Raw genomic sequence first — 25,715 nt, forward strand, 5'->3', positions numbered from 1 at the left:
TTTATCCTACGCTGCCTTCAAGTGTAAGAGAAAGTAATTTTTGAGCTTCAACAGCAAATTCCATCGGTAACTGGTTCAGTACATCTTTAGCATAACCGTTTACGATCAATGCAATCGCCTGTTCGGAATCAATACCACGCTGATTTAAATAAAACACCTGGTCCTCGCCTATCTTAGAGGTGGTCGCCTCATGTTCCACAGTAGCGGAATTATTTTTTGATTCGATATAAGGGAAAGTATGGGCACCGCACTGATCACCGATCAGCAATGAATCACACTGCGTGAAATTACGTGCATTTTTTGCTTTTGGTCCCATTTGTACCAATCCCCGGTAGCTATTCTGGCCTCTGCCTGCAGAAATCCCTTTAGAGATAATCCTGCTTTTTGTATGTGCGCCGATATGGTGCATTTTGGTTCCTGTATCTGCGATCTGCATTTTATTGCTCACCGCTACAGAATAAAACTCTCCTGCGGAGTAATCTCCCTGGAGCAGGATGCTGGGATATTTCCAGGTAATGGAAGAACCTGTCTCTACCTGTGTCCATGAAATTTTTGAGCGTTCTCCGCGGCATGCCCCACGTTTGGTGACGAAGTTAAAGATACCACCTTTACCATCTTTATCACCCGGGTACCAGTTTTGTACGGTAGAATACTTGATCTCTGCATCTTTCATGGCGATGAGCTCCACTACTGCAGCATGCAGCTGGTTTTCATCACGCATAGGGGCAGTACAGCCTTCAAGGTAGCTGACATAACTGCCTTCATCGGCAACAATCAGGGTACGTTCAAACTGTCCGGTATTTTCCGCATTAATCCTGAAATAAGTAGATAATTCCATCGGGCAGCGCACGCCTTTAGGGATATAAACGAAAGAGCCGTCAGAGAATACCGCAGTATTCAAAGAGGCAAAGATGTTGTCTGTATGTGGCACAACTGAACCTAGATATTTCTGGATTAGCTCAGGGTGTTCCCTTACGGCTTCACTGATCGAACAGAAGATAATGCCCAGTTCATTCAAGTGTTTTTTATAGGTAGTTGTTACAGAAACGCTGTCAAATACGACATCGACCGCAACACCTGCAAGTTGTTTCTGTTCATTCACCGGGATCCCCAGTTTCTCAAAGGTCCGCAGCAATTCAGGGTCTACCTCATCCAATGAGGCATATTTTGCCTGTTGCTTAGGCGCCGCATAATAGGATATGGATTGAAAATCAATTTCAGGCATCTTAAAGTTCTGCCAGGTAGGCATTTCCTGTTTTTGAAAAGCACTAAATCCCTTCATCCGCCAATCCAGTAACCATTGTGGTTCCTCTTTTTTCGCAGATATAAACCGGACAGTATCTTCATTGAGTCCAATTTCTGAAATCTCCATATCAATTGCCGTCACAAAGCCAAACTCGTATTCACGGTTTGCCAATTGCTCCAACATTTCATCATCTTTTTCCATCTTTATTCAGTTTATAAACTTATTTGCTGCGGGTTAACTCGCCCATATGAAATAAGCACAATGCAAAGATACGCAACAACCGCAATAAACATAGTGATTACTTTGTTTATTGCGGTTGTATTACAAAAAAGACTGGATATAAATTATATAGAATAGGCAGTCATGCCCGTTTACCCTAATTTATTAAGCAAATATATTAACGCCTAATTTATGCTCATGGTCCGCATTTGGCCTCTTGCGCCATTCCTGTTGCGCATTTGTTTCATACGGCTTTCCATTTTAGCCTTATAAGCTTCGGCAGTAATTGGCGTACCTTTTTTAGGGAGATTGACATCCCTGGAACTTACATTCCGGTATTCGATACTCTTGGCAAGGACTGTATTTCCCCTTCCTTCTACCGCCAGCACAGCACCTTCCGTCCACAAGGCAGGATTGGGTGAAAAATCGAAGCCCAGTTCATCGGTATACCACAGGGTAGTTTCCTCTGTAATTTCTTTCTCTTCTTCCTGAATCCTGCGTTTCGAAGTAGATTTAATGGTTACTTTTTTACAGTTAAAGCCCAGGATCTGTTTCGTTTCATCAGATTTCAGCACTTCAATTACAGGCGGGCTTTGCATATTTCCAAAACCGCCGATAGCTGCTGCTCCCAGTTTATTCTGCAGAAAGTAGGTGGTATCATTGATATCGCTGGCTTCTGTGAGCTGATGGGCTGCAAAATTGTAATAATATTCTTTATCACTTCCGCCAAAGCCACCGAAACGAGGCCCTCCGCCACCAGGTCCCCCATTGCTGTCCTCTATCTCCTCCACACGCATATAACTGGCATTGGTCAGGTTAAACAACAATTCAAAATCCGTTTTTGAGCTTGATGGCATGCGTGCAATCATTTCATCAGACAGTTTTATACCGTTTGCTGAAGCCATCGCTGCCGGGTCGAAAGTACTCACAAACTGAATAGCGCCCGACTTTTTAGGTTGTGCCTGACCATTGATGGCAAAAGCCAGAAGGCCTGCAAGAGCAAATAATAAGGATTTCATTGTTTAAATATTTATATACAAAATTATCTATTTCCAGCTTTCTAAATGTTAAAAAAGGTTAAATACTAATATTCAGTACTCTCCAGCCAGCCGTTGACCAGTACATCGGCCAGGTGCATGGTCTTTAAAGGGATATTGTTTTTATCAATATAGCCCTGCAGGTGCATCAGGCAGGACAAATCTGTCGAAATGATATAGTCTGCCTCCTGCGCCAGGGCATTGTTTACTTTTTGTTCCGCCATAGCTGAAGAGATGGCATCAAACTTTACCGCGAACGTACCGCCGAAACCGCAGCACATATCGGTATCTTTCATCTCCAGCATCTCCAGACCATGTACTTTAGCTAAAAGCTGACGCGGCTCTGCCTTAATTTTACATTCCCTCAATCCGCTGCAGGAATCATGGTATACGGCCTTCCCTTCCAGTTCGGCACCGAAATAATCCCTTTTCAGGATATTCACCAAAAAGTCGGACAGTTCAAATATATTGCCCTGTACATTCCTGCATTTATTGTGCACCGTTGTATTGGTAAACAGGTCATTGAACCCTTTTTTCACCATTCCCACACAAGATGCCGAAGGGGCAACAATATAGTTTACGTCTGTAAAATCGCTTAGAAATTTAGTACCCGTCTCCTTTGCCTGCTCCCAGTATCCGGCATTGTAGGCAGGCTGACCACAGCAGGTCTGTTCAGGATTATAAACGACATGACATCCTGATTTTTCCAAAAGTTTAATGGTATTAAATGCGGTTTCAGGATATAACTGATCGATAAAACAGGGAATAAACAACTCTATATTCATTGAGGATCTTTTTCTTTATGTATAGTAAACAAAAACAGCACTCCCAGGATAAAAAATGTGGCCAGGGCAATCAAAGAATTCCGCATGCTGCCTGTAAACTCTTCAATATAACCGAAACTAAACATGCCAATCACCAGAGATACCTTTTCAGTGACATCATAGAAACTGAAAAAAGAAGTATGGTCAGGGCTTTCCTGAGGCAGAAACTTTGAGTAGGTTGACCTGGAAAGTGACTGTATCCCACCCATAATCAGCCCTACTGTTGCTGCCAGGAAGTAAAACTGCAATTCCGTATGTACAAAGTAGGCAGTGATACAAACACCTATCCAAATAAACACTACGCCTATTAAAACCCTGACATTGCCAAAATGTTTTCGCGATAACCAGGACATCAGCATGGCACCGGGAATAGCAACGATCTGCAACAACAGAATCGTGCCAATCAGTTTCTCCGTCGGCAGGTGCAACTCCTTCTCCCCGAAGATGGTAGCGACCAGCATAACGGTCTGCACGCCCATGGAATAGAAGAAAAAGGCCAGGAGAAACTTTTTCAGGTAAACCATATGTTTCAGTTGCTTCCATACCTTACTGAGCTCTTTAAAGCCATCAGTGAACACATTTGATTTCCCCCTGCCAGCAATGGCCACACCGTTGGGAAGATGACGGAAAGGGATCTGTGCAAACACCACCCACCATATCCCTACCATGAGAAAGGATAATCGTGAAGCCTGTGCCCCGTCAGCCAATCCGAATGCAGACGGAAAAAACACAAAGACAAAACACATCAGTTGCAGGATGATACTTCCTACATAACCATAAGCATATCCTTTGGCACTGACACTGTCCTGCTGGTCGGGCGTAGCAATTTCCGGCAGGTAAGAATTGTAGAACACCAGGCTTCCCCAAAAACCTATAGCTGCAAAGACAAAAAGAACAATGCTGATCTGCAGGGTATCAATTTCAAAGAAATACAAACCGCAGCAGGACAATGCCCCCAGATAGGTGAACATTTTCATGAATACTTTTTTATTCCCCCTGGAATCTGCAATGGCCGATAAAATGGGAGAAAGGATGGCGATCACGAGAAAGGCTACTGCCAGGGAATAATTGTACAGGGCAGAATTGATGAATTTCCTGCCCAGGAAAGTTACATAATCTATCGTACTGTCATCTTTATCAGAAGTAATGATGGCATAATAAGCAGGAAAAATGGTCGACGTAATCACCAGGTTATAGGCGGAGTTGGCCCAGTCGAAAAAGGCCCATGACCTGATCGTCTTCTTATTGTTTTTTTGTTCCATTGAGAGATACAGAATGCCTGTGATTAATTTACCTTCTGCAGTTTAGCAACACCCGATTTCTTTTCCTCTACGTTTTTAGGATTTCCTTTGTAATAGATTTCCGTCGCCCCGGTAGTTTTTACTTTCAGGTCGTTCAACACGTTGATATTCGATTTACCCGCACCTTCAATATCAATATCGTATACACCGGTCACAAAATCAAATGCCTGCAAATCAATGGCTCCCTTACTTTTCAGTTGGTTGACCCCTGCCTGTCCAACCAGGTTGACACTTGCCACACCATCGTTATTGAGGGTCAGTTTCCCTGTATTTACGTCCAGCCGAAGTGCGGTTGCACCTGACATTTCCACGGTAAGGTCATTGAGGTTGATTTTGGAAGTGGTGGAAACTTTTACCGCTTCACTGATTTTCAGTTTCCGGAGATCACCAATACCAGCAGTGACCACAATAGAATCTGTTCCGCAATACCTTTCAGGATCCAGTTTAAGGGTCAGCTCATGGCCACTCACCTCTGCTTTCACCAGTTCCAGGACATTCGAGTCTGCCGAAATGCTGATCTTATAACTGCTGTCCTGGCGCAACAGGAGTTTTACAGGGCCAGAGACCTTGATCTCATCATATGGTTTTACCGAAAGTTCTCTTGAAAGATGAATGCCGGAATCTTCAACACATTTAGATTTACATGCAGCGAACAGCAGTGGAATAGCGAATGCATAAAGAGCTATTTTTTTCATAGGTATCAATTTTAAAGGTGAAGAAGGAATCACATGATCAAAGATAATAGTTTTTACCATCCGTTTTAATTTTACCGGCATCCAATAATTCCCTGATCCTGTTAAGTTTTTCTGTATCAGTACCGGTTTGTATTTCCTTTACCAAATCTGCCAGGGAATTTGGGCCAGTCTGCAGCAGGGTGGCGATTTCAAAATCAATCTGGTCACTCATCAACGCCATATCTTCATTTCTCTTTTCTGCCAGACAAACATCACATACCCCACATTTATCTGCATCCGGCTCATCAAAATAGGCAAGCAGCTGAATGGTTCTGCAAAGCGTCGTGGAAGCATATGCCAGAACAGCACTGATCTGATCGAGCTGTATCTTTTTCCGCAGCTCAATATATTTCACATCGGTATCCAGGTGCATCAGGTCCACTCTTGCGCGTACAAATTGCAGCTGTGGCTGATCTGTTTGCTGCAGGTAGGAAAGCAATCCCAATTCCTGCAGGGTATTCAGCATTTTGACCACCTGGTTAAAAGATATGCCGAGTTTCTTCGCGATATCACTCTCGCTGATTTTCGCATAGTGGTCGAACATGCCACCATAAGAGCGAAGAATGGTTTTGATCAGCGGATCAAAACCTGCATTTTCAATTTGAAACCGATATACATCCTCATTGCCAGCAGTAAAAAGCACCCTCGAGGGAAGGAAAATATTCTCTGAAAGGGTAATATACCCATCATGTTCCAGGAATTTAAGGGCAGCAATCGTCTTGATCACGCCCAACTGGAAACGTTTACAAAATTCAGCCAGGTCAAAGCTGAATGTCAGTCCTTCCCCGGCACCATAGGCCAGCTGAAAAAAACTGCCCAGGTAATGATAGGTCTTTTTGATCTCTTCAACTGATGGGAAGCTATCTGTATATTTTGCCTTCAGTAACAGCTGATCTGATGTATTGGCCAGCAGTACAGCGAAGGCACGCTGTTCATCCCTGCCGGCACGACCGGCTTCCTGGTAATAGGCCTCCAGGCTTTCAGGCAGGTCGAGGTGCACCACAAAACGGACATCCGGTTTATCGATCCCCATCCCAAAGGCATTGGTGGCCACCATCACCCTGATTTTATTGCGCTTCCAGTCTTCCTGCTTCCTGGAACGCTCTGCGCTCTCCAGCCCGGCATGATAGAAATCGGCCGCAATGTGATTCCTCCTCAGGAAATGGGCAACATCAGCAGTCTCTCTCCTGTTCCTCACATAAACCAGTCCGCTTCCTTTCACATTATTGATGATACTGATCAGCTTTTTATATTTATCTTCCAGGTCAAACACCACATAACTCAGGTTTTTACGGGAGAAACTCTGAACAAAAACCCGGGGGTTTTTCAGTTCCAGTTTCTCGATGATATCCTTCCTGACAAATGCTGTGGCTGTTGCAGTAAGGGCAATAACAGGCACCTTCGGATGGATTTCCCTCAATTTACTGATCTCCAGGTAAGACGGCCGAAAATCATATCCCCATTGGGAAATACAATGGGCCTCATCTATAGCAATCAGGTTCACCTTCATATAGGAGATTCTTTCCTTCACGATTTCAGACAGCAGTCTTTCAGGCGAGAGATACAGGAATTTGATCTGACCATAAATACAATTGTCCAGCAGGATATCAATTTCACGTTTTCCCATCCCGGCGTATATCGCTACCGCATGGATTCCCTTGGCTTTAAGGTTTTCCACCTGGTCTTTCATCAGGGCAATTAATGGGGAAACCACAATGCAGATCCCCTCTTTTGCCAGTGCAGGAATCTGGAAGCAAAGCGACTTTCCTCCACCTGTGGGCAACAGCGCCAGGGTATCCTGCTGATCCAGCACCGAGCGGATAATCTCTTCCTGCAATGGCCTGAAGGAATGGTGTCCCCAATAATGCTTTAAAATCTCTATCTCATTCATAAAAAATCCCGTTCAACATTAAAACAAAATATGGCCTGATCAGATATCCTGAGCAATTACAAAGCCAGAGGCCCAGGCCCACTGGAAATTGTACCCCCCCAGCCAGCCTGTGACGTCTACACACTCCCCGCCGAAATATACCCCTGGTAATTTTTTACTGGCTAAGGTTTTAGAAGACAATTCATTGGTATCTATTCCACCGCGCATGACTTCTGCTTTATCATAGCCCTTATCTCCTGCCGGTTTGACTTTAAACAAATGTATGGTTTCATGTATGGCATCCAGTTCAGCCCTGTTCAGTGCCGCTACAGTTTTATCCATGGGCATAAACTTACGCATGGCATCTGTTATTTTCCTGGTATAAACACGGTTGAATAAGGTAGAAAGTAATGTTTTGCCATTGTCTTTACGTTCTTCTTCAATCAGCGACAGGATATCCTGATTCGGCAACAGGTTAATATTGATACTTTCGCCGGGCCGCCAGTAGGAGGAAATCTGCAAAATTGCGGGCCCGCTTAATCCCCAGTGGGTAAACAGCAGGTTCTCTTCGAAAGAGATCCTGTCATTGCTCACTTCACAGAAGACCGAATTGCCTGATAAAGCGGCATACCAGTCTTCATCTTTCCCTGTGATGGTCAACGGAACCAGTGCAGGTGCTGTTTCAATCACATTCAGCCCATATTTTCTTGCAAAGCGCAAGGCAAAATCTGTTGCCCCCATTTTGGGAATAGGCAATCCGCCTGTGGCAATGACCAGTTTGGGGGCTTCCAGGGTATAGTTTTTATCCCCCAGCTGGTAGTTCAGTGTTACAGCATCTTCTTTTAAGAAGACCTCTGTGACCTGCACACCACATTTTATTTCCTGTCCAAAATCTGCACACAGGGAAGTAAAAATATCGACGATATCCTTTGCATTTTTCTGATCCGGAAAAAGCTGTCCCAATGTCTTTTCTTTTCCTTTCAGGTCGTAAGTCTCGAAAAAGCTCACTGTATCTTCTACTGTCCATTGGCTGAAAGCAGATTTCAGAAAATGTTTATTATTCGATATAAATTGGTCGGGTGAAGCAAAAAGGTTCGTATAATTACACCTGCCACCCCCGGAAATCAATATTTTAGCGCCTGCCTTGCTCCCTTTTTCCAACAAAATCACCTTCTTGCCGAGGTATCCTGCCTGCACTGCACACATCAGTCCGCAGGCCCCTGCTCCAATTATTATAGCATCAGCATCCATCAAATCCGTTTATATTGTTATTTTTGTGCAAAATAAGCATTACTTTTTTATATCGATATGGCAAAACAGATAAGTGATTTAAAATTGGGCATTTTAGGCGGAGGACAATTGGGCAGAATGTTAATTCAGGAGGCGATCAATTATAACCTGACCACTTTAGTGCTGGATCCGGATACAGATGCACCTTGTAAACACATCGCGAATTACTTTGAATGTGGATCCATCACCGATTTTGATACCGTATACAAATTTGGAAAAAAGGCCGATATCATTACCATTGAAATTGAGAAGGTAAACATTGAGGCTCTTGATCAGCTGGAAAAAGAAGGCAAGAAGGTATATCCACAGGCCAGGGTCATCCGGCTGATTCAGGACAAAGGTGTACAGAAACAGTTTTTCAAGGAAAATGATATTCCTACAGCCCCATTTCAGCTGGTAAACACCAAAGAGGACATCATCAATTCCACCCTGCCTTTCCCTTATATCCTTAAACAGAGGAAAGACGGTTATGATGGTAAAGGCGTGATGCGCATCAATTCTTTTGCAGACATTGACAACGCATTTGATGCGCCCTGCCTGATAGAGGAACTGGTAGATTTCGAGAAGGAAATCGCCGTGATTGTTTCCAGAAATGCCAATGGGGATGTGAAGACCTTTCCCATGGTGGAAATGGAGTTCAATGCAGAAGCGAACCTGGTGGAATTCCTGATCTCTCCTTCTACCTACCCTGACGCTGTTCAGGAAAAAGCAGAGACCATCGCTAAAAATATTGCCGCCGCACTCAATGTTACCGGAATTCTGGCAGTGGAAATGTTTATCACCAGAAATGGCGATATCCTGGTGAATGAACTGGCCCCAAGACCACACAACAGTGGCCACCATACCATTGAAGGAAATTATGTTTCCCAGTTTGAACAACTGATCCGTTCTGTTTTCAATTTACCCTTGGGGGATACCCGTTCTATCAATAATGCAGTAATGATCAATTTACTGGGTGAAAAAGGACATGATGGTGTAGCGGTCTATAAAGGTCTGGAGAAAATTATGGCGATAGATGGGGTGTATATCCATCTTTACGGCAAAAAATATACAAAACCCTTCCGCAAAATGGGTCACATTACAATTGTAGACCAAAACCGGGAAGCGGCAGTTGAAAAGGCAAATTATATAAAAAACACACTAAAAGTAATATCTTAATGAGCGTACAGGTAGGCATAATTATGGGCAGCAAGTCTGATTTAAATATCATGAATGATGCTGCTGATATTTTAAAGGAATTTGGGGTTGAGTTTGAAATGACGGTTGTTTCTGCACACCGTACGCCGGACAGAATGTTCAGCTATGCGAAGGAAGCAGCGGCAAGAGGGTTGAAAGTAATTATTGCAGGTGCCGGTGGCGCTGCACATTTGCCAGGTATGGTTGCATCGATTACAGTTTTGCCTGTAATCGGTGTTCCGGTAAAATCTTCCAATTCTATTGATGGCTGGGATTCGATCCTGTCTATCCTGCAAATGCCAAACGGTATTCCTGTAGCTACCGTAGCATTAAATGCAGCGAAGAATGCAGGTTTGCTGGCCGTACAGATTTTATCTACCGCGAACAGCGATCTTGCCCTGAAAATGCAGGGATACAAAGATGAGCTCCGTAAAAAGGTAGAGGAAACGGCAGAAGAAATGGAGAACATATAAGTAAATGAAATGCGATTAAAGAATAGGAGGATATCACTGATGATCCCTATTCTTTAACTAATATAATGGTAGTCGATATCTTTACGTAACTGCCCTGAAAAATCCAAAGACATACTCCTTATAGCCCAAGGAAATTTTGCAAATCCTCTTTTTCCACACGCGTAACTTTGCCTTCATTGACTTCCTGTTTACTTTTTTCAATTTTAGCAACGAAGTCAGGATGGTATGGTTAACTATTTTTTGGTTCAACGATTAGTGTTTCCATCATACAAATTTAACGAATATGCTAAAAGAAAGCAGAGCGTCCTGCCCATGCTTTCTGTCATAAAAAATTGTTTAGTTCAGGTTCGGATTCTGTGGAAACTTGCTGACATGTGCAAATTTTGGCCCAAGATTCACAATCACATCGCGCCACATCTGTTCTTCACTGTTTGAAAATATGGTGTCGGGATGGAACTGGTCGGATACAATCCAGGTATTGACTTCCATTTCTTCTTCCAGCTGTTTTTCCTCCCAGCCCGAATAGCCCACAAAGAATTTGATTTCATCAGGGGCAATGGCACCTTCATTCATCAGGATACGCAGGGTTTCAAAATTCCCACCCCAGTAGATTCCTCTGGCAATTTCTTCCCCGTCATTCATCCGGTCATAACAGCGGTGAATAAAATGGAGGGTATCATTCCCTACAGGTCCCCCGTAATAGACCGGAAAATCGGCATTCGTAAATTCAGGAACTAGATCTTTCAGTAAAAGGTTGCCGGGCTGGTTGATCACAAAGCCCATTGTCCCCTCCTCACCGTGTGCCGTAAGGAGGACCACCGACCTTGTAAAATTAGGGTCCTTCATAAAGGGTTCTGAAATCAGCAGCTTACCTGCAGATGGCATAAGTCTATTCAGCATATCGTAAAAATACTCATAATTTTAACTAAACTAAAACCTATTTTTGTGGAATGGAGCTGACAAAAGAATACATTCAAAATCTCAGACAGGATTACCGTAGTGCTGGGCTTGCAGAAGGTGATGTGGATAAAGATCCGATCATCCAATTCGGAAAATGGTTTAAAGAAGCGCTTGAGGCGCAGCTTTTTGAGCCAAATGTGATGACACTTGCTACGGCAGATCAGTATGGGAAGCCCTCGGCACGCATTATGCTGCTAAAAGGCTTTGATGAAAATGGCTTTGTCTTTTACACCAATTATGAGAGCAGGAAAGGTAAAATGCTGACGGTGAATCCGCAGGCCGCACTGGTATTTTTCTGGCCGGAACTGGAGCGGCAGGTACGCATTGAAGGGGTCATCACCAAAGTAGAGGAGGAAACTTCGACAGCTTATTTTCATTCCCGTCCCAAAGGAAGCCAGATCGGAGCCATTGCCTCTACCCAGAGCCATGTGATTCCTGATAAAGCCAGCCTGGAAGACCGTGTGGCTGAACTTACCGAAGAATTCAAGGACAGGGAAGTACCACGACCGCTACACTGGGGAGGTTACCTGGTTGAACCTACCTACATCGAATTCTGGCAGGGAGGATCCAGCAGATTGCATGACAGGATCGTCTATGAAAAGACAGACAGGGTGTGGGTCATCAACAGACTGGCTCCCTGAGCCGGCAAGGGGTATAAGACAACAAACAATTACGAATAGCCTGGCCGCAGAACCGCAGGCTATTCTTCCATCCTAAAATTAATTTGAGATACGCATGAATATAGCAGTAATCGGATCAGGTACGATGGGCAATGGTATCGCCCATATCTTTGCACAATATGGTTATCCAGTGAACCTGATCGATGTCAACCAGGAGGCGCTGGAAAAAGGCATGCAGACCATTGCTAAAAACCTGGACCGCCAAGTGGGTAAAGGGGTACTGACGGCTGATCAGAAAGACACCATTTTAAAAGGAATTACGACCTTCACGGATTTAAAGACGGGGGTTGCCGAGGCCGACCTGATTGTAGAAGCCGCAACGGAAAACCTGGAACTGAAACTCCATATTTTCCGAGACCTGAATACCTACGCGAAAAAGGAGGCGATCCTGGCCAGCAATACCTCTTCCATTTCTATCACACAGATTGCTGCTGTTACCTGCCGGGGGGAGAAAGTGATCGGCATGCATTTTATGAACCCTGTCCCCCTGATGAAACTGGTAGAAGTTATCCGGGGGTATGCCACTTCCGATGAAACCACGAAAGTGGTCATGGAACTTTCCCGTGCATTAGATAAAACACCGGTAGAAGTGAATGACTATCCCGGTTTCGTAGCCAACCGGATTCTGATGCCCATGATCAATGAAGCGATCTATACCCTGTTTGAGGGTGTGGCTGGTGTTCAGGAAATCGATACGGTCATGAAACTCGGCATGTCCCACCCAATGGGTCCGCTGCAACTGGCTGATTTCATTGGTCTGGATGTATGCCTTGCCATATTAAATGTATTGCAGCAGGGTTTTGGCCAGCCAAAATATGCGCCTTGCCCACTGCTGGTCAACATGGTTACCGCAGGAAAAAAAGGAATAAAGTCGGGCGAAGGCTTTTACAATTACGCCAATGGAACGAAAGATGCCCCTGTGGCAAGCAAGTTTTTATAACTAACTTTATATGATGAACGAAAACCTCGACCCCTCTTCAGAAAACCTGTCCCCCTTCGAAAGGGATATTGAAAAAGTATTGCGTCCGCAGGCTTTTGAAGATTTTACCGGTCAGGAAAAAATAATGGAAAACCTGAAGATCTTCGTTGAAGCAGCTAAACTGCGCGGAGAACCGCTGGATCACGTACTGCTGCATGGCCCTCCGGGACTGGGGAAAACGACCTTGTCCTATATTATTGCCAATGAGATGAACGTGGGGATCAAAGTGACTTCAGGCCCGGTGCTGGACAAACCAGGCGACCTGGCAGGATTACTGACGAACCTGGAAACAGGCGATGTCTTATTTATTGATGAGATACACCGTTTAAGTCCATTGGTGGAAGAATATCTGTATTCGGCCATGGAGGATTTCAAAATAGACATTATGCTGGAAAGCGGTCCAAATGCCCGCTCAGTACAGATCAGTCTGAACCCTTTCACCCTCGTTGGTGCGACGACGCGTTCGGGACTGCTAACTGCACCTTTACGTGCCCGGTTCGGGATTAATTCCAGGCTGGCCTACTATGATGCGAAAGTCCTGACCACGATTGTACTCCGCTCTTCCCAGATCCTGAATACCCCCATTACGGAAGAGGGTGCCTATGAAATTGCCCGCCGGAGTCGTGGTACCCCAAGGATTGCCAATGCTTTACTCAGACGTACGCGCGATTTTGCACAGATCAAAGGCAATGGAACGATTGATACCGCTATTTCACGTTATGCTTTAACCGCCCTGAATGTGGATGAACATGGCCTGGATGAAATGGACAATAAGATCCTGCTGACAATTATTGACAAGTTCAAAGGTGGCCCGGTGGGATTGAAAACTATTGCAACAGCAGTGGGCGAAGATGAAGGCACCATTGAAGAAGTATATGAACCCTTCCTGATTCAGGAAGGTTATTTAATGCGTACCTCCAGGGGCCGCGAGGTAACTGAAGCTGCCTACAAACATTTAAACAGGCAATACCTGGCCCAGTCAGGAAGATTATTCTGATCAGTCTGCTTTCAGGCATTATTTGTGTACAGAGGTATGCACATCAGCTACTGATGGGCATTCAGCATGAATGATTGAACAGAAATTTCAACTAATTAAATACACACATACATGAATATTGAGACCAGAAAACTTACGCTTGCAGATTATGACGACCTGAAAGAGTCCATGGAACAGGCCTATGATACGCTTGGCGGGCAGATATGGAGCAAGCATACCATTGCGAAATTATTAAAGTTATTCCCTGAAGGACAGTTGTGTATTGCAGTAGATGATAAGGTAGTAGCCTGTTCCCTGGCTATTATAGTAGATTATGATGAATACGGAGACAAGCATACCTATCAAATGATTACGGGTGCATATACTTTTTCTACGCATGATCCTACAGGTGATACTTTATACGGGATAGAGATCTTTGTCTCTCCGGAATACCGGGGATTACGCTTAGGCCGTCGTTTATATGAGGCCAGAAAAGAACTTTGTGAGAGCCTCAACCTGAAAAGCATCATCGCCGGGGGACGTATTCCGGGTTACCACTCACATGCAGAAGAGCTGAGTCCGCGGCAATACATCGATAAGGTAAAGGCGAAAGAGCTATACGACCCAACCCTGACCTTTCAGTTATCCAATGATTTCCACGTCAGGAAAGTATTGAGAAATTACCTGCCGGGAGACCATGAGTCGAAAGAATTTGCTACGCTGATTGAGTGGAACAACATTTATTACCAGGGAGTTGATGCCTCGGCACGTTCAGCAAAAACCATCCGGATCGGACTGGTCCAGTGGCAGATGCGTCTTTTCCCGGATATGGATTCTTTTTATGAGCAGGTGGAGTTTTTTGTGGACGCGGTAAGCGGATACAAGTCAGATTTCATCATGTTTCCGGAATTCTTCAATACACCGCTTCTTCAGCCCTATAACCATTTACCTGAGATGGAAGCGATGCGCAGGCTGGCAGAACTTACGGCAGCCATTGTGGAGAAAATCCAGGAGTATGCCGTGTCCTACAATGTGAATATCATTTCGGGAAGTATGCCGATCCTGGAAAACAACAAACTGTACAATGCTACCTACCTGTGCCACCGCAACGGGAAAACGGAAGAATACAGAAAAATCCATATCACGCCCAATGAACAGAAATACTATGGTATGGTGGGCGGAGACAAGATCAAGGTTTTTGATACCGATTGTGGTAAAATTGGAATCCTGATCTGTTATGATGTTGAATTCCCTGAGTTGAGCCGCATCTATGCCGACCAGGGCATGCAAATCCTGTTTGTGCCTTTCCTCACCGATACGCAAAACGGATACACACGGGTACGCAGGTGTGCACAGGCGAGGGCTATTGAAAATGAGTGTTATGTAGCTATTGCGGGCTGTGTGGGTAACTTACCGAAAGTGAATAACATGGACATTCAGTTTGCACAATCGGCAGTATTTACACCATCAGACTTTGCCTTCCCGACAAATGCAGTAAAAGCGGAGACGACTCCCAATACAGAGATGATGCTTGTGGTAGACGTTGACCTCCATCTGCTGGATGAATTGCACCATTTTGGTACGGTTAAGATATTAAAAGACCGCAGAAAGGATCTTTACGAAGTCAGGTTACTTAAATAGGGCCTAATGACCTTATTTAAGTAACCTTAGGAAGGTACGTCTTCTTTATTATTTCCAGAAGATAAACCAGAAGATGAGCAGGATGATGACAATGATAGGAAGTATCCATTTCATTGTTGGCCCTGCTCCGTCTTTATTGTCTTCTTCAACGGCCTGTGGAGAGGGCCCCGGATCTTTTTCGTGTTTGGCGTAATCGTGCTCTATAGGTTTCTTGTGTTCCCCAGGAGATTCCTGAAATTTGGGATCTGTATTTTCCATAGCGTTATTTGGTTGGTGTATATAGCTTCAATAACAAAAGAATAGATAAAAGGTTTGAACATGAAACCTTACCTTTGTAGGTCTGATGCACAATAAGCCCGCTACATATAGCCAGTTGATCAAAGATGAAGCCATCCGCTTAGGCTTCATGCAATGTGGTATTGCGAAGGCAGACTTTCTGGAAGAAGAGGCTCCGCGATTGGAAAAATGGCTAAAAAACCAGCACCACGGGCAGATGGGCTACATGGAAAATCATTTCGATAAACGCCTTGACCCGAGAATACTGGTAGATGATGCCAAATCTGTCATCTCCCTCAGCCTCAATTATTTTCCGGAAGAAAAACAGACAGATCCTGAAGCACCCAAAATATCCAAGTATGCCTATGGCACCGATTACCATACGGTCATCAAGGATAAATTATTCCAATTGCTGAATTTCATTGAAGAGAAGATTGGTGCAGTCAGCGGAAGGGCATTTGTAGATTCTGCTCCTGTGCTGGACCGTGCATGGGCAAAACGTGCAGGAATTGGCTGGGTAGGTAAAAACAGCAATATCATCAGCAAAAAAAGCGGGTCTTTCTTTTTCCTGGCAGAACTCATCATTGACCTGGAGCTGGAATATGACGCTCCTTTTGCAACAGACCATTGCGGTACCTGTACCAAATGCATTGATGCCTGCCCTACCGATGCGATCCTGAATCCTTTCATCATTGATGCAAAGAAATGTATCTCCTACCTCACGATAGAACTGAAAGAAGAAATTCCCAGGAGTTTTGACGACAAAATGGAAAACTGGATGTTTGGCTGTGACATCTGCCAGGATGTTTGTCCCTGGAACAGGTTTTCCGTACCACATGCAGAACCTTTGCTGAAGCCTAAAGAAAACCTGCTGGAAATGAAAAAGGAAGACTGGCTGGATATTACCGAAGAGGTATTCAAACAGCTATTTAAAAACTCCGCAGTGAAACGCACCAAATTCAAGGGGTTGACCCGCAATATCGATTTTATAAAAAAACTGCTTCCTAAGCCATAAAAAAACCTTTGAGGTTGGTGTTGAATGATTGCAATGCAACACCAGCCTCAAAGGTCAAACTTTCTTACCGCAATGATTACCGCACGGAAAAATTATTGTTAGACCTGTCTTTGTCGGGCACATATGTATTCCCAAGCAATACATTTTTCAAGGTCTTGTTTGTTTTTACAGGGATCACAACCGTATTCCCCGCTTTCTCCCAGATCCCGATGGTCTCATGCAAATTTTCAGAAGAACCATCAGCAAAAGTAAGCTTAAGGTAAACAGGCATGGGTTTGGTACTCTTATTTTCTACTTTGATGAGGTAACCGGTCGTGTTTTTTTCAACCGCCTGAATCCCCATATCTGTGACGCCTTCATCAAAAAACCAGCGCTTCCAGAACCAGTTCAAATCTTTTCCGGAACCTTCATTCATACTATAAAAGAAATCAAAAGGCATGGGGTGTTTCCCATTCCAGGACCTGATGTAATGGTGCAATGCCTTCGTGAACAACTCGTCCCCCAGGTAATCTTTAACAAATAAATAACCCAATGCAGGCTTAGGATATGAATTTGTAAAACTTCCAGCACCCACCAAATCCGGTGTGAGGGTCATAATAGGGGTATCACTCTTCGATCCTGAACTGGACGCAGTGGGCTGCACTCCATATTCGTCAACCATCGTAGTATCAATTTTAGGTGCGTTCAGCCATTCCCCTATAGTGGCCCAGCCTTCATCCATCCAGCCATATTTCGTTTCATTTGTCCCCATGTAAAAAGGAAACATGGTATGAAAAATTTCATGTACAGTCAGTGTAATGGCATCTTCCCGCTTGGCTACGGGATTATCATTGACCATCATTGGATACTCCATCTGGTCCAGTCCATCAAACACCGTTTCATGCGAATACGGAAAAGGCCATTTAGGAAAATCATAACTCATGAGCTGAACAGATTGTCTGGCGAAATCAACAACTTCCTCATAATCTTTATGGGCAGGATTAAAAGCGGCATCCACACGTGTTCTGCGTTTTGTCTCCGGATCGACCACCAGACTGGTTGATTTCCACAGGTAATGGTCGCTCGTAGCAAATACAAAATCGGTCACCTGCTCCGCAGCAAACTTCCAGGTATGGAAAGGCTTGTCTGGTGTTACCTTATTATTTTTTAAATCAGCAGCAGTAATCACCTCAACAACGGTATCAGATTTTTCCGCCATAGCTATTCTTTCCGCAATCCCCTTGTTTAAAACATCTTTTGTATTGGTCAGGTCACCTGTTGCCCAGATCACAAAGTTTTTAGGAACGGTAATTTCTGCCTTAAAATTGCAGAAATCATTGTAAAACTCGGCATCGCCGGTGTAGGGATATTTATTCCATCCATCTACATCATCATAAACGGCGATTCTTGGAAAAAAATAAGCGACAAAGTGGGAACTTGCATCCACCTGTCCCGTTCTGTTATGTGATCCTTTATTCAGTTCGTACTGATACGTAATTTTCAGCTTCAGGCTTTTACCCGGAAGGATAGCAGGAACAGCAGTATGCATATTTGTTCCATCAATCAGCAGCAGATCTGGGGCGACAGCTTTATCCTCCAATACAAATTTCGAGATCTGCACGCCCTCACCGAGGTCACTCTCCGCGATCTTTGAGGCCCTTGGCGATCCTTTTTTGTATAAATTAGGATATAACTTTAACCAGATTTCAGTAAGGGTATCCGTACTGTTATTTTTATAGACCACCTCTACGGTACCCTTCAACAATCTTGAAGATGGATTAAAATCCACCTTCAAGTTATAATCTGCCGTATTCTGCCAATATTTAGCACCCGGCTGACCATTCGTATTCCTTGTCCCCCTGGCATAGGCCTTCTGGAATTCTACCGGAACAGGCAGCTGTTGTTGCGCAAGAGCGCCTGACCCGATTATTCCAAAAAGGGCAATAAAAAATATTTTATTCATCAACCGATATTATTTACCGAATTTCATTTTCAACTGCTCCAGCATATCGCTTGTCACGCTCACTGCAGGCGTTTCCTTTTTAGGTTGGTGATGAGGTTTATGTGGCTGTTGGTAAGGTTTTCTCGGTTGAGCCGCTGCCGGTGAGGCTGGCTGCGCTGGTTTTGTTGCCGGCTGTGCAGGTTTAGACGCATGGGGCGCCGCAGCTTTAGGTGTCTTTTTCTTATTCCACCTGGTCCAGATTTCTTCCAGTTTCTTTTTGGTATAAAGTGGGAAATCACCTTGTTTCATCCAGGCATAATAACTTGGTTCTGTATCAAAAACCTGTTCTACAGTCTTATTTTTATGCTTGCCAAAATTGAATACTTCTTCCCCGTTTTCATTGAAAACCATTCTGCCGGCAAAATCAACTGGTTTATTCATATTGGTGAAGGCATGCAATGCCTCTACATCATTTTTAACCGGTTGGGAAATATTCCCCTGTTTATCTTCAAAATCTGCTCCCTCATAACGGTCCAGCTGGGCCAGTAACACCTGATAGGTGGCAGTGATATCAGCTTCAGCAGAGTGTGCATTGATAATATCCTTATCGCAATAAAATTTATAGGCAGCCCTTAAGGTACGCTGCTCCATCTGGTGGAAAATGTTCTGTACATCCACAAACTTTCTGTCGCTCATGTCAAAATCAACACCAGCGCGAAGGAACTCTTCCAGCAATACCGGAATGTCAAACCTGTTGGAATTGTATCCCGCAAGATCGGCATCACCAATAAATTCTGCCAGTTCTGTTGCAGCTTCCTTAAATTTAGGGGCATCAGCAATATCCTGGTCATAAATGCCATGAATCAGTGAAGAAGCTAAAGGAATAGGCATTTCAGGATGGATACGCATCGTTTTGATCAACTCTGTGCCATCTGGCATAGCCTTTAAAATTGCAATTTCCACAATGCGGTCGGAGCCAACGTTAATACCTGTAGTCTCCAGGTCAAAAAATGCAAGGGGCCGGATTAGATTTAATTTCATCTCTATATTTTAATTTTTTTATTTCTTCATTAAACAGGTAAACATTCAAGACCAAAAAGGCGGTTCAGCTCCCTGTTTTATATTTTTTCAGCTGAGAAAGATAATGCCTAAGGTTATACCAATTATCATAATAAGATACATCAATACTTCCGTAGTTGCAAATTTTTTATATGTCGTCCAGAAGGACGTGTCATTTTCGAATTTCTTCATCAGTTTTATATTTGTTCATTTGAAAAGAGCTGACAGGCAGCAGCTTTCAAAGGTATTCATTTTACTTTACAGGTCCCGCTTTTACCAATACCCGCTGAAAAGCCGGCAGGGTTAAATCTTCCACAATAATCCCGCGCGAGGTTGAGGCATGTACGAAAAAACCATTGTTCAGGTAAATCCCCACATGGTCCACTGCCCTGCCGCCGAAAGAAAAAAAGATCAGGTCGCCTTCCTGCAGCTGCTGCTGATTTTTCTCTCTGATCACCTCTGCCTGATCGGCCGATCTTCTGGGTAACGATACGCCATAAATCTCCTTATTCAACAACAAAGCGAAACCGGAACAGTCGATCCCCCTTTTATCGAGTCCGCCTAACTTATACTTTACCCCGGCCCAGTCCGTAATAAAACGGTACAAACGTTTGCTATGGAGATTTGCCATGGCATCTGCTGCTTTTGCCGCTTTGGTGTCTGAACTGTATTTGAATTTTCTACTGCCACAGGAAGAAAGCAGCAACAAGGTACAAAAAGTGATCAGGAGAAATGTATGATGGGATAAGGCGTACTTTCTGTTCATATATTCTTAATTTTTAATCAGCCGTTGTATTTCGTCCAGTTTCAGCAGGGCTTCCACAGGTGTCAGTACATTGACGTCCAGGTTATTCAGCATGTCTCTTATCTGCACCAGAATAGGATCATCCACAGCAAACATATGCAGCTGATAAGCCTGATTCTGTACTTTCTTAATGCTATCTTTAATACTTTGCCCTTCAGTCCTGTCGATTTCCAGTTTCTTTAAGATTTCATTGGCCCTGGCAATCAGTTTAGGCGGCATGCCTGCCATCTTTGCCACATGGATACCAAAGCTATGTTCACTACCTCCCGGAACCAGCTTACGGAGGAAAATCACCTTATTACCGATTTCCTTGATTGACACATTAAAGTTCCTGATCCTGCTCATGGTAGAAGCCAGTTCATTCAGCTCATGGTAGTGGGTGGCAAACAAAGTCTTTGGCCTTGCCGTAGGATGGGTATGCAGGAAGTCGGCTATAGCCCAGGCAATGGAAATCCCGTCATAGGTACTTGTACCACGCCCGATTTCATCCAGCAGGATAAGGCTGTTATCAGATATATTATTCAGGATACTTGCAGTCTCATTCATTTCCACCATGAATGTACTTTCACCGGAGGAAAGATTATCTGATGCCCCTACACGGGTAAAGATCTTGTCAACGATACCTATTGTTGCAGCCTTCGCAGGCACGAAACAACCGATTTGTGCCATCAGCACAATCAGTGCCGTCTGACGGAGAATTGCCGATTTACCCGACATATTGGGGCCGGTAATGATAATAATCTGCTGGGTATCATTGTCCAGAAAAACATCATTGGTGATATACTCCTCCCCTACAGGCAATCGTTTTTCAATCACAGGATGGCGTCCCCCCTTAATATCCAGGATACGTGAAGTATTCAGTACGGGTTTTGCGTAATGGTTATGGAGTGCCAGCTGGGCGAAACACAGCAGGACATCCAGTTGTGCAGTGATGAAAGCATTCCGCTGTATAGGTTTGATATAAGCCATGACCTGCAGCAGCAGCTCCTCATAGAGACGGGCTTCAATCTGCTGGATCTTATCTTCAGCCCCCAGTATCTGTTCCTCATACTCTTTCAATTCCGGCGTAATGTAACGCTCTGCATTGACCAGGGTTTGTTTACGGATCCAGGTGGACGGTACTTTATCCTTATGGGTATTCGTTACTTCCAGGTAATAACCGTGAACATTATTAAATGATACTTTTAGGGAAGGGATATCGGTGTCTAATGCTTCCCGTTTTTGTATTTCTATCAGAAAGTCTTTTCCTCCCGTAGAAATTCCACGCAGGTGGTCCAGCTCTTCATTTACCCCTTTAGCGATGACATTTCCTTTGCTCAGTACCGCCGGTGGCTCTTGGTGCAGTTCTGCTTCCAGCCGCTCACGAATACTCAAACACGGGTCGAGCTGAAGGGCCACACTCATCAGAAAAGGATTATCTGAGGTTGCGGCCAGATTTTTAACGGATTCTATATGGTATAGTGATTTCTTTAACTGGCACAATTCGCGGGGGCCACATCTTTGCAGTCCGACTTTTGAGATCAGCCGTTCCAGGTCTCCGATCTGCTTTACATGCGTTAAAAACTCTTCTATCAATGCTTCTTTTTTGGTGAAGTAATCCACCATGCCCAGGCGTTCCTGAATAGGTTTCAGTTCTTTCAAGGGCATCACGATCCATTTGTGCAGCAGCCTCGCCCCCATGGGTGTGGAAGTCTGGTCCAGCACATGGAACAAAGTCGTGGCATTTTCATTGGCTGAGCCTACCAGTTCCAGGTTTCGGATGGTAAATCTATCCAGCCACATGAACGTATCTTCTTCTAGGCGGGAGATCGCAGAAATATGTTTCAGGTTCCGGTGTTCTGTTTCGCCCAGGTAATGTAAGGCTACTCCGGCAGCAACGATGCCTGCCTGCAGTTTTTCTATCCCGAAACCTTTCAGTGAATTGACCTCGAAATGTTTATTTAAGACATCATTGGCATAATCGCTGGTAAATGCCCAGTCGTCCAGTGTGAATGTATAAAACCTGTCACCAAACAATTCAGTAAATTCCTGGCGCCTGCTTTTCTGAAAAACAACCTCCGTTGGCTTAAAGCCCTGAAGCAGCTTGTCTATATACTCTGCATTTCCCTGTGCTACATGAAATTCACCGGTAGAGATATCAACAAAAGACACGCCGATGAGCTGTTTGTCGAAATACAGGGAAGCAAGGTAATTATTGGATTTCTGGTTAAGGATATTGTCATTATAGGCGATGCCCGGGGTCACCAGTTCTGTGACACCACGTTTAACAATAGTCTTGGTGCCTTTTGGATCTTCCAGCTGGTCACATATCGCCACCCGCTGGCCTGCACGAACGAGTTTAGAAAGGTAGGTCTCCAGGGAATGATGCGGAAAACCTGCAAGTTCCGAATTGGCAGCAGCAACATTTCCGCGCCTGGTTAACACTATACCCAATATCTGCGAGGTTTTTATGGCATCTTCACCAAAAGTCTCATAAAAATCCCCAACCCTAAACAACAGTAATGCGCCCGGATACTTTGCTTTGATGGCATTGTATTGCTGCATTAAGGGTGTTTCCTTCGTATTATCTTTAGCCAAAATATATTTACTTTACAAAAGTGTAAATATACTATGTAACCTTATAGCTTTACTCTTTTTTTTAAAATTTAAAATGTTTACCGATGGAATCTATCAGACCTACAGCTGCCTGATATACGATAAAAACAGGTCAAGTGCCTTTCTTTTCTGATCGCTGAGCTCAAAATCCAATTTGTTCATGAGGTAATCTTCCAGGTCGAACACCGGATTCACCGGTAACTCCCTGATAAGGGCAGCGCGCTGTGAAAGACCCAGTTCCAGGGCGGCATTGAACTCCATTATAAAATCTTCCGGAATAGTTTTGTTGGCTACCCAGGCCGCGTATACAAAAGGAAGTCCGGTGAATTTCATCCACTCTTCCCCCATATCATAGGCATAGGCATAATCTTCCTTTTTTCCGAAAGTACGGTCGCCGATCAGCACAATAGCATCGGTAACCGCATTTGCATCCGTAGTAAAGGTAACTTCCTGCTTGTAATAAAACTTCAGCAATACTTTCGCCAGGTTATTTGAGGTCCTGGAATGGCTGTCCAGGCGCAGGGTTTTAATCTCATTCGCGGGTACACTGCTAAAAATGAACACCGAATTCACTGCACCCACAGAACCAATACAATAAGAAGTAAGGATATGGGGCTGGGCAACATTCAGAATGGCCGCTACGGGGATCAATCCGAGATCCACAGTACCATCAATAACTTTTGTAGCACAATCACTCGGAATATCTAAACTTAACTCTATTTTATCAAGGACTGCTGAATGCTGGATTCCATAAAGAAATGGCTTCGTATTCGTATAAGAGACAGCAGAAATTTTAATCTTATCCAATTATAATAATTTTAAAGGGTCGGAATTTTTAAATGATCGGTATTATTGGTTTCGAGAATGGTAAACACCCCGGCGGTGAGATCCAGTTTATACAAACCGGTATTCAAATGCGGGAAATCATACATATCGGAAATAGGCTTATTGCTAAGCAGGCACATCAGTAAACGCAGGGCGCGGCCATGCATACAAACCAGAATAAGTTTTTCATCCGTCCTGCTTTTGATCAGCTGAATAAACTGCTGCAAGCGAAGGGATACATCATTGGGACTTTCCCCGCCTGCAAAATGCGCATCATAATCGCCAGCCTGCCATTTTTCAGTAATATCTTTAAAAGCTCCTATCGTTTCTTCACTGGTATGCTGCCCTTCGAGTTCTCCCCAGGCCAGCTCATCAATTTCAGGATGTGCTTCCCATGGAATTCCGGCATCAATAAAGCCCTGTACGGTTTGTTGCGTACGTTTTAAGGCAGAGGTATAGACTTTTTCGAAGGGAACATCTTTATAAAGGGAATAAAATGCCGCAGCCTGTTCACGTCCTGTATCATTTAGGTCGCTATTGATGCCCCTGCCCTGAATCCTGCCTGATTTATTAAATGCTGTTTCGCCATGACGAATTACGTATATTTCCTTATCCATTGATTACCGGTAACTTATAAAACTGGGGTTTAGCTTGCTCTTCAAATACAAAATCGGTGTAGTCGGTCACCACATTGTATAACGTATCTCTTTCTATAGGCTGTCTGTTCACCTGTTTGATCAGTGTCACCAGTTCTTTGGTACTCATGCCTGGTGTTTGTTCTTCTGCACCGGCCATGGAATAGATCTTTGTGGTATCATCCAGTGTACCGTCAATATCATCCACACCGAAGTTTAAAGACATCTGTGCAGTCTGACGACTGATCATTGCCCAATAGGCTTTAATATGGTCGAAGTTGTCCATATAAATACGGGCGATTGCATAATTCCTCAGGTCTTCCACCACAGACACTTCCGGAATATTTTCCATCTGGTTATTCTGGTTACGGAATTTGAGGGGAATAAAAGCCTGGAAACCTCCGGTTTTATCCTGCAGCTGGCGCAGGCGCTCCATATGGTCTACCCGGTGCCAGAACTGTTCGATATGGCCATACAACATGGTCGCATTCGAGCGCATTCCCAGTTTATGGGACTGCTCATGAATATCCAGCCATTGTTCGGCATTACATTTATCGTGGGCAATTTTCTCCCTGATCTCCGGATGGAAAATTTCCGCTCCGCCACCTGGCATAGAATCCAGACCAGCTTCCTTGAAATATTTCATTCCATCATAATGGCTTAACTTCGCTTTTTTGAGGATATAATAATACTCCACCGGAGTTAAGGCTTTAATATGCAGGTCAGGCCGGTGTGCTTTGGCACGTCTGAAAAAGTCGGCATAAAACTCGAGGTTCTGTTTAGGCACAACGCCGCCGGTAATATGTACTTCCGTTACCGGTTCACCATCATATTTCTTCAGCACATCCATCATGCCGTCCACACTCATTTCCCATCCTTCATCACGGTTTTTAATTAACCTGGAATAAGAACAGAAATTACAGCTGTACACGCATACATTGGTCGGCTCAATATGGAAATTACGGTTAAAAAACGTTTTGTCGCCGTGTTTTTTCTCTCTGATAGAATTGGCTAAGACACCAAGATATGCCAATTCAGCATGTTCATATAAATAAACACCCTCATCGAAGGTAATTCTCTCTCCATTTTGAACTTTAAGGGCAATATCCCTCAGCGACTGATCGAGGCTGGTATCGTTCAATAGAAAATCCAGTTTTCCAATAGTATCCATCTGTGAT

General features: G+C 44.1%; 24 protein-coding genes. 7 read left to right on the top strand and 17 right to left on the bottom strand.

Translation table 11 applies throughout. From position 1 onward, the window contains the following. Position 1: 1 nt before the first annotated feature. From sufB to ACSBL2_RS18015, 7 genes are all read right to left on the bottom strand, one after another. The gene (gene sufB, locus ACSBL2_RS17985) at positions 2-1,447 is read right to left on the bottom strand and encodes a Fe-S cluster assembly protein SufB (RefSeq protein WP_442587938.1); all 1,446 of its coding nucleotides are present in this window, start codon (positions 1,445-1,447) and stop codon (positions 2-4) included. A 203-nt stretch (positions 1,448-1,650) separates the two neighbouring features. After that, complete coding sequence (locus ACSBL2_RS17990; protein WP_442587939.1) at positions 1,651-2,484, bottom strand: hypothetical protein; 834 nt, start codon at positions 2,482-2,484, stop codon at positions 1,651-1,653. A 65-nt stretch (positions 2,485-2,549) separates the two neighbouring features. Further along, on the bottom strand, positions 2,550-3,287 hold the full coding sequence (locus ACSBL2_RS17995) for a (Fe-S)-binding protein (RefSeq protein ID WP_442587940.1): 738 nt from the start codon (positions 3,285-3,287) through the stop codon (positions 2,550-2,552). After that, positions 3,284-4,588 carry an MFS transporter gene (locus ACSBL2_RS18000; RefSeq protein ID WP_442587941.1) on the bottom strand — a complete coding sequence of 435 codons (1,305 nt, stop codon included), beginning with the start codon at positions 4,586-4,588 and terminating at the stop codon, positions 3,284-3,286. The genes ACSBL2_RS17995 and ACSBL2_RS18000 overlap by 4 nt, the downstream gene beginning before the upstream one ends. A 23-nt stretch (positions 4,589-4,611) precedes the next feature. Next, entirely contained in the window at positions 4,612-5,322 is a 711-nt protein-coding gene (locus ACSBL2_RS18005; RefSeq protein ID WP_442587942.1) for a head GIN domain-containing protein, read from the bottom strand. A gap of 37 nt (positions 5,323-5,359) precedes the next feature. Beyond that, a complete protein-coding gene (locus ACSBL2_RS18010) occupies positions 5,360-7,252 on the bottom strand; it encodes a RecQ family ATP-dependent DNA helicase (RefSeq protein ID WP_442587943.1) in 1,893 nt (630 codons plus the stop codon). A gap of 39 nt (positions 7,253-7,291) precedes the next feature. Beyond that, complete coding sequence (locus ACSBL2_RS18015) at positions 7,292-8,482, bottom strand: NAD(P)/FAD-dependent oxidoreductase (protein WP_442587944.1); 1,191 nt, start codon at positions 8,480-8,482, stop codon at positions 7,292-7,294. Positions 8,483-8,539: 57 nt separating this feature from the next. Between ACSBL2_RS18015 and ACSBL2_RS18020 the strand changes: the two genes are divergently transcribed. Together ACSBL2_RS18020 and purE are read left to right on the top strand one after the other, a co-directional pair. After that, on the top strand, positions 8,540-9,679 hold the full coding sequence (locus tag ACSBL2_RS18020) for a 5-(carboxyamino)imidazole ribonucleotide synthase (protein ID WP_442587945.1): 1,140 nt from the start codon (positions 8,540-8,542) through the stop codon (positions 9,677-9,679). After that, a complete protein-coding gene (purE, locus tag ACSBL2_RS18025; RefSeq protein ID WP_442587946.1) occupies positions 9,679-10,170 on the top strand; it encodes a 5-(carboxyamino)imidazole ribonucleotide mutase in 492 nt (163 codons plus the stop codon). The genes ACSBL2_RS18020 and purE overlap by 1 nt, the downstream gene beginning before the upstream one ends. 118 nt (positions 10,171-10,288) lie before the next feature. Here purE and ACSBL2_RS18030 read toward each other — a convergent pair whose 3' ends face one another. Further along, complete coding sequence (locus ACSBL2_RS18030) at positions 10,289-10,372, bottom strand: hypothetical protein (protein ID WP_442592243.1); 84 nt, start codon at positions 10,370-10,372, stop codon at positions 10,289-10,291. Positions 10,373-10,506: 134 nt separating this feature from the next. Next, positions 10,507-11,070 (bottom strand): YqgE/AlgH family protein, encoded by a 564-nt coding sequence (locus tag ACSBL2_RS18035; protein ID WP_442587947.1) that lies wholly within the window; start codon positions 11,068-11,070, stop codon positions 10,507-10,509. A 50-nt stretch (positions 11,071-11,120) separates the two neighbouring features. Between ACSBL2_RS18035 and pdxH the strand changes: the two genes are divergently transcribed. The 4 genes from pdxH (at position 11,121) to ACSBL2_RS18055 (ending at position 15,406) form a co-directional block, all read left to right on the top strand. Next, positions 11,121-11,771, top strand: coding sequence for a pyridoxamine 5'-phosphate oxidase (gene pdxH, locus ACSBL2_RS18040; protein WP_442587948.1), 651 nt, complete (start codon positions 11,121-11,123; stop codon positions 11,769-11,771). Between the two features lie 94 nt (positions 11,772-11,865). Beyond that, positions 11,866-12,750 carry a 3-hydroxyacyl-CoA dehydrogenase family protein gene (locus tag ACSBL2_RS18045; protein WP_442587949.1) on the top strand — a complete coding sequence of 295 codons (885 nt, stop codon included), beginning with the start codon at positions 11,866-11,868 and terminating at the stop codon, positions 12,748-12,750. Between the two features lie 13 nt (positions 12,751-12,763). Then, on the top strand, positions 12,764-13,786 hold the full coding sequence (gene ruvB / locus ACSBL2_RS18050) for a Holliday junction branch migration DNA helicase RuvB (protein WP_442592244.1): 1,023 nt from the start codon (positions 12,764-12,766) through the stop codon (positions 13,784-13,786). A 111-nt stretch (positions 13,787-13,897) separates the two neighbouring features. Further along, positions 13,898-15,406 (top strand): GNAT family N-acetyltransferase, encoded by a 1,509-nt coding sequence (locus ACSBL2_RS18055; RefSeq protein WP_442587950.1) that lies wholly within the window; start codon positions 13,898-13,900, stop codon positions 15,404-15,406. Positions 15,407-15,454: 48 nt separating this feature from the next. Here ACSBL2_RS18055 and ACSBL2_RS18060 read toward each other — a convergent pair whose 3' ends face one another. Beyond that, positions 15,455-15,664 carry a hypothetical protein gene (locus tag ACSBL2_RS18060; RefSeq protein WP_442587951.1) on the bottom strand — a complete coding sequence of 70 codons (210 nt, stop codon included), beginning with the start codon at positions 15,662-15,664 and terminating at the stop codon, positions 15,455-15,457. A gap of 85 nt (positions 15,665-15,749) precedes the next feature. On the opposite strand from ACSBL2_RS18060, the gene queG reads away from it, so the two are divergent. Next, positions 15,750-16,697, top strand: a complete 948-nt coding sequence (queG, locus tag ACSBL2_RS18065) for a tRNA epoxyqueuosine(34) reductase QueG (RefSeq protein ID WP_442587952.1) — start codon at positions 15,750-15,752, stop codon at positions 16,695-16,697. 76 nt (positions 16,698-16,773) lie between these two features. Here the strand turns inward: queG and ACSBL2_RS18070 are convergent, their stop codons facing one another. From ACSBL2_RS18070 to mqnE, 7 genes are all read right to left on the bottom strand, one after another. Next, positions 16,774-18,639 carry a M1 family metallopeptidase gene (locus ACSBL2_RS18070; RefSeq protein WP_442587953.1) on the bottom strand — a complete coding sequence of 622 codons (1,866 nt, stop codon included), beginning with the start codon at positions 18,637-18,639 and terminating at the stop codon, positions 16,774-16,776. 9 nt (positions 18,640-18,648) lie between these two features. Then, complete coding sequence (locus ACSBL2_RS18075; protein ID WP_442587954.1) at positions 18,649-19,659, bottom strand: exonuclease domain-containing protein; 1,011 nt, start codon at positions 19,657-19,659, stop codon at positions 18,649-18,651. Positions 19,660-19,930: 271 nt separating this feature from the next. Then, a complete protein-coding gene (locus ACSBL2_RS18080) occupies positions 19,931-20,443 on the bottom strand; it encodes a C40 family peptidase (RefSeq protein WP_442587955.1) in 513 nt (170 codons plus the stop codon). A 6-nt stretch (positions 20,444-20,449) separates the two neighbouring features. After that, a complete protein-coding gene (mutS, locus tag ACSBL2_RS18085; RefSeq protein WP_442587956.1) occupies positions 20,450-23,059 on the bottom strand; it encodes a DNA mismatch repair protein MutS in 2,610 nt (869 codons plus the stop codon). 99 nt (positions 23,060-23,158) lie between these two features. Further along, on the bottom strand, positions 23,159-23,884 hold the full coding sequence (locus ACSBL2_RS18090) for a menaquinone biosynthetic enzyme MqnA/MqnD family protein (RefSeq protein ID WP_442587957.1): 726 nt from the start codon (positions 23,882-23,884) through the stop codon (positions 23,159-23,161). A gap of 11 nt (positions 23,885-23,895) precedes the next feature. Continuing rightward, a complete protein-coding gene (locus tag ACSBL2_RS18095) occupies positions 23,896-24,519 on the bottom strand; it encodes a histidine phosphatase family protein (protein WP_442587958.1) in 624 nt (207 codons plus the stop codon). Continuing rightward, entirely contained in the window at positions 24,512-25,708 is a 1,197-nt protein-coding gene (gene mqnE, locus ACSBL2_RS18100; protein ID WP_442587959.1) for an aminofutalosine synthase MqnE, read from the bottom strand. Before mqnE ends, ACSBL2_RS18095 begins: the two co-directional genes overlap by 8 nt. Positions 25,709-25,715: the final 7 nt, after the last annotated feature.

Source organism: Pedobacter sp. AW31-3R, assembly GCF_052180285.1.
GTDB lineage: Bacteria > Bacteroidota > Bacteroidia > Sphingobacteriales > Sphingobacteriaceae > Pedobacter.

Bases quoted from the DNA above. Each gene is read 5' to 3' on its own strand.
- ACSBL2_RS18070 (WP_442587953.1), bottom strand. From the start codon at position 18,639: ATGAATAAAATATTTTTTATTGCCCTTTTTGGAATAATCGGGTCAGGC.
- ACSBL2_RS18035 (WP_442587947.1), bottom strand. From the start codon at position 11,070: ATGCTGAATAGACTTATGCCATCTGCAGGTAAGCTGCTGATTTCAGAA.
- ACSBL2_RS18015 (WP_442587944.1), bottom strand. From the start codon at position 8,482: ATGGATGCTGATGCTATAATAATTGGAGCAGGGGCCTGCGGACTGATG.
- ACSBL2_RS17990 (WP_442587939.1), bottom strand. From the start codon at position 2,484: ATGAAATCCTTATTATTTGCTCTTGCAGGCCTTCTGGCTTTTGCCATC.
- queG (WP_442587952.1), top strand. From the start codon at position 15,750: ATGCACAATAAGCCCGCTACATATAGCCAGTTGATCAAAGATGAAGCC.
- ACSBL2_RS17995 (WP_442587940.1), bottom strand. From the start codon at position 3,287: ATGAATATAGAGTTGTTTATTCCCTGTTTTATCGATCAGTTATATCCT.
- ACSBL2_RS18055 (WP_442587950.1), top strand. From the start codon at position 13,898: ATGAATATTGAGACCAGAAAACTTACGCTTGCAGATTATGACGACCTG.
- sufB (WP_442587938.1), bottom strand. From the start codon at position 1,447: ATGGAAAAAGATGATGAAATGTTGGAGCAATTGGCAAACCGTGAATAC.
- ACSBL2_RS18095 (WP_442587958.1), bottom strand. From the start codon at position 24,519: ATGGATAAGGAAATATACGTAATTCGTCATGGCGAAACAGCATTTAAT.
- ACSBL2_RS18000 (WP_442587941.1), bottom strand. From the start codon at position 4,588: ATGGAACAAAAAAACAATAAGAAGACGATCAGGTCATGGGCCTTTTTC.
- ACSBL2_RS18060 (WP_442587951.1), bottom strand. From the start codon at position 15,664: ATGGAAAATACAGATCCCAAATTTCAGGAATCTCCTGGGGAACACAAG.
- ACSBL2_RS18075 (WP_442587954.1), bottom strand. From the start codon at position 19,659: ATGAAATTAAATCTAATCCGGCCCCTTGCATTTTTTGACCTGGAGACT.
- ACSBL2_RS18080 (WP_442587955.1), bottom strand. From the start codon at position 20,443: ATGAACAGAAAGTACGCCTTATCCCATCATACATTTCTCCTGATCACT.
- ruvB (WP_442592244.1), top strand. From the start codon at position 12,764: ATGAACGAAAACCTCGACCCCTCTTCAGAAAACCTGTCCCCCTTCGAA.
- ACSBL2_RS18020 (WP_442587945.1), top strand. From the start codon at position 8,540: ATGGCAAAACAGATAAGTGATTTAAAATTGGGCATTTTAGGCGGAGGA.
- ACSBL2_RS18010 (WP_442587943.1), bottom strand. From the start codon at position 7,252: ATGAATGAGATAGAGATTTTAAAGCATTATTGGGGACACCATTCCTTC.
- ACSBL2_RS18005 (WP_442587942.1), bottom strand. From the start codon at position 5,322: ATGAAAAAAATAGCTCTTTATGCATTCGCTATTCCACTGCTGTTCGCT.
- purE (WP_442587946.1), top strand. From the start codon at position 9,679: ATGAGCGTACAGGTAGGCATAATTATGGGCAGCAAGTCTGATTTAAAT.
- mqnE (WP_442587959.1), bottom strand. From the start codon at position 25,708: ATGGATACTATTGGAAAACTGGATTTTCTATTGAACGATACCAGCCTC.
- ACSBL2_RS18045 (WP_442587949.1), top strand. From the start codon at position 11,866: ATGAATATAGCAGTAATCGGATCAGGTACGATGGGCAATGGTATCGCC.
- pdxH (WP_442587948.1), top strand. From the start codon at position 11,121: ATGGAGCTGACAAAAGAATACATTCAAAATCTCAGACAGGATTACCGT.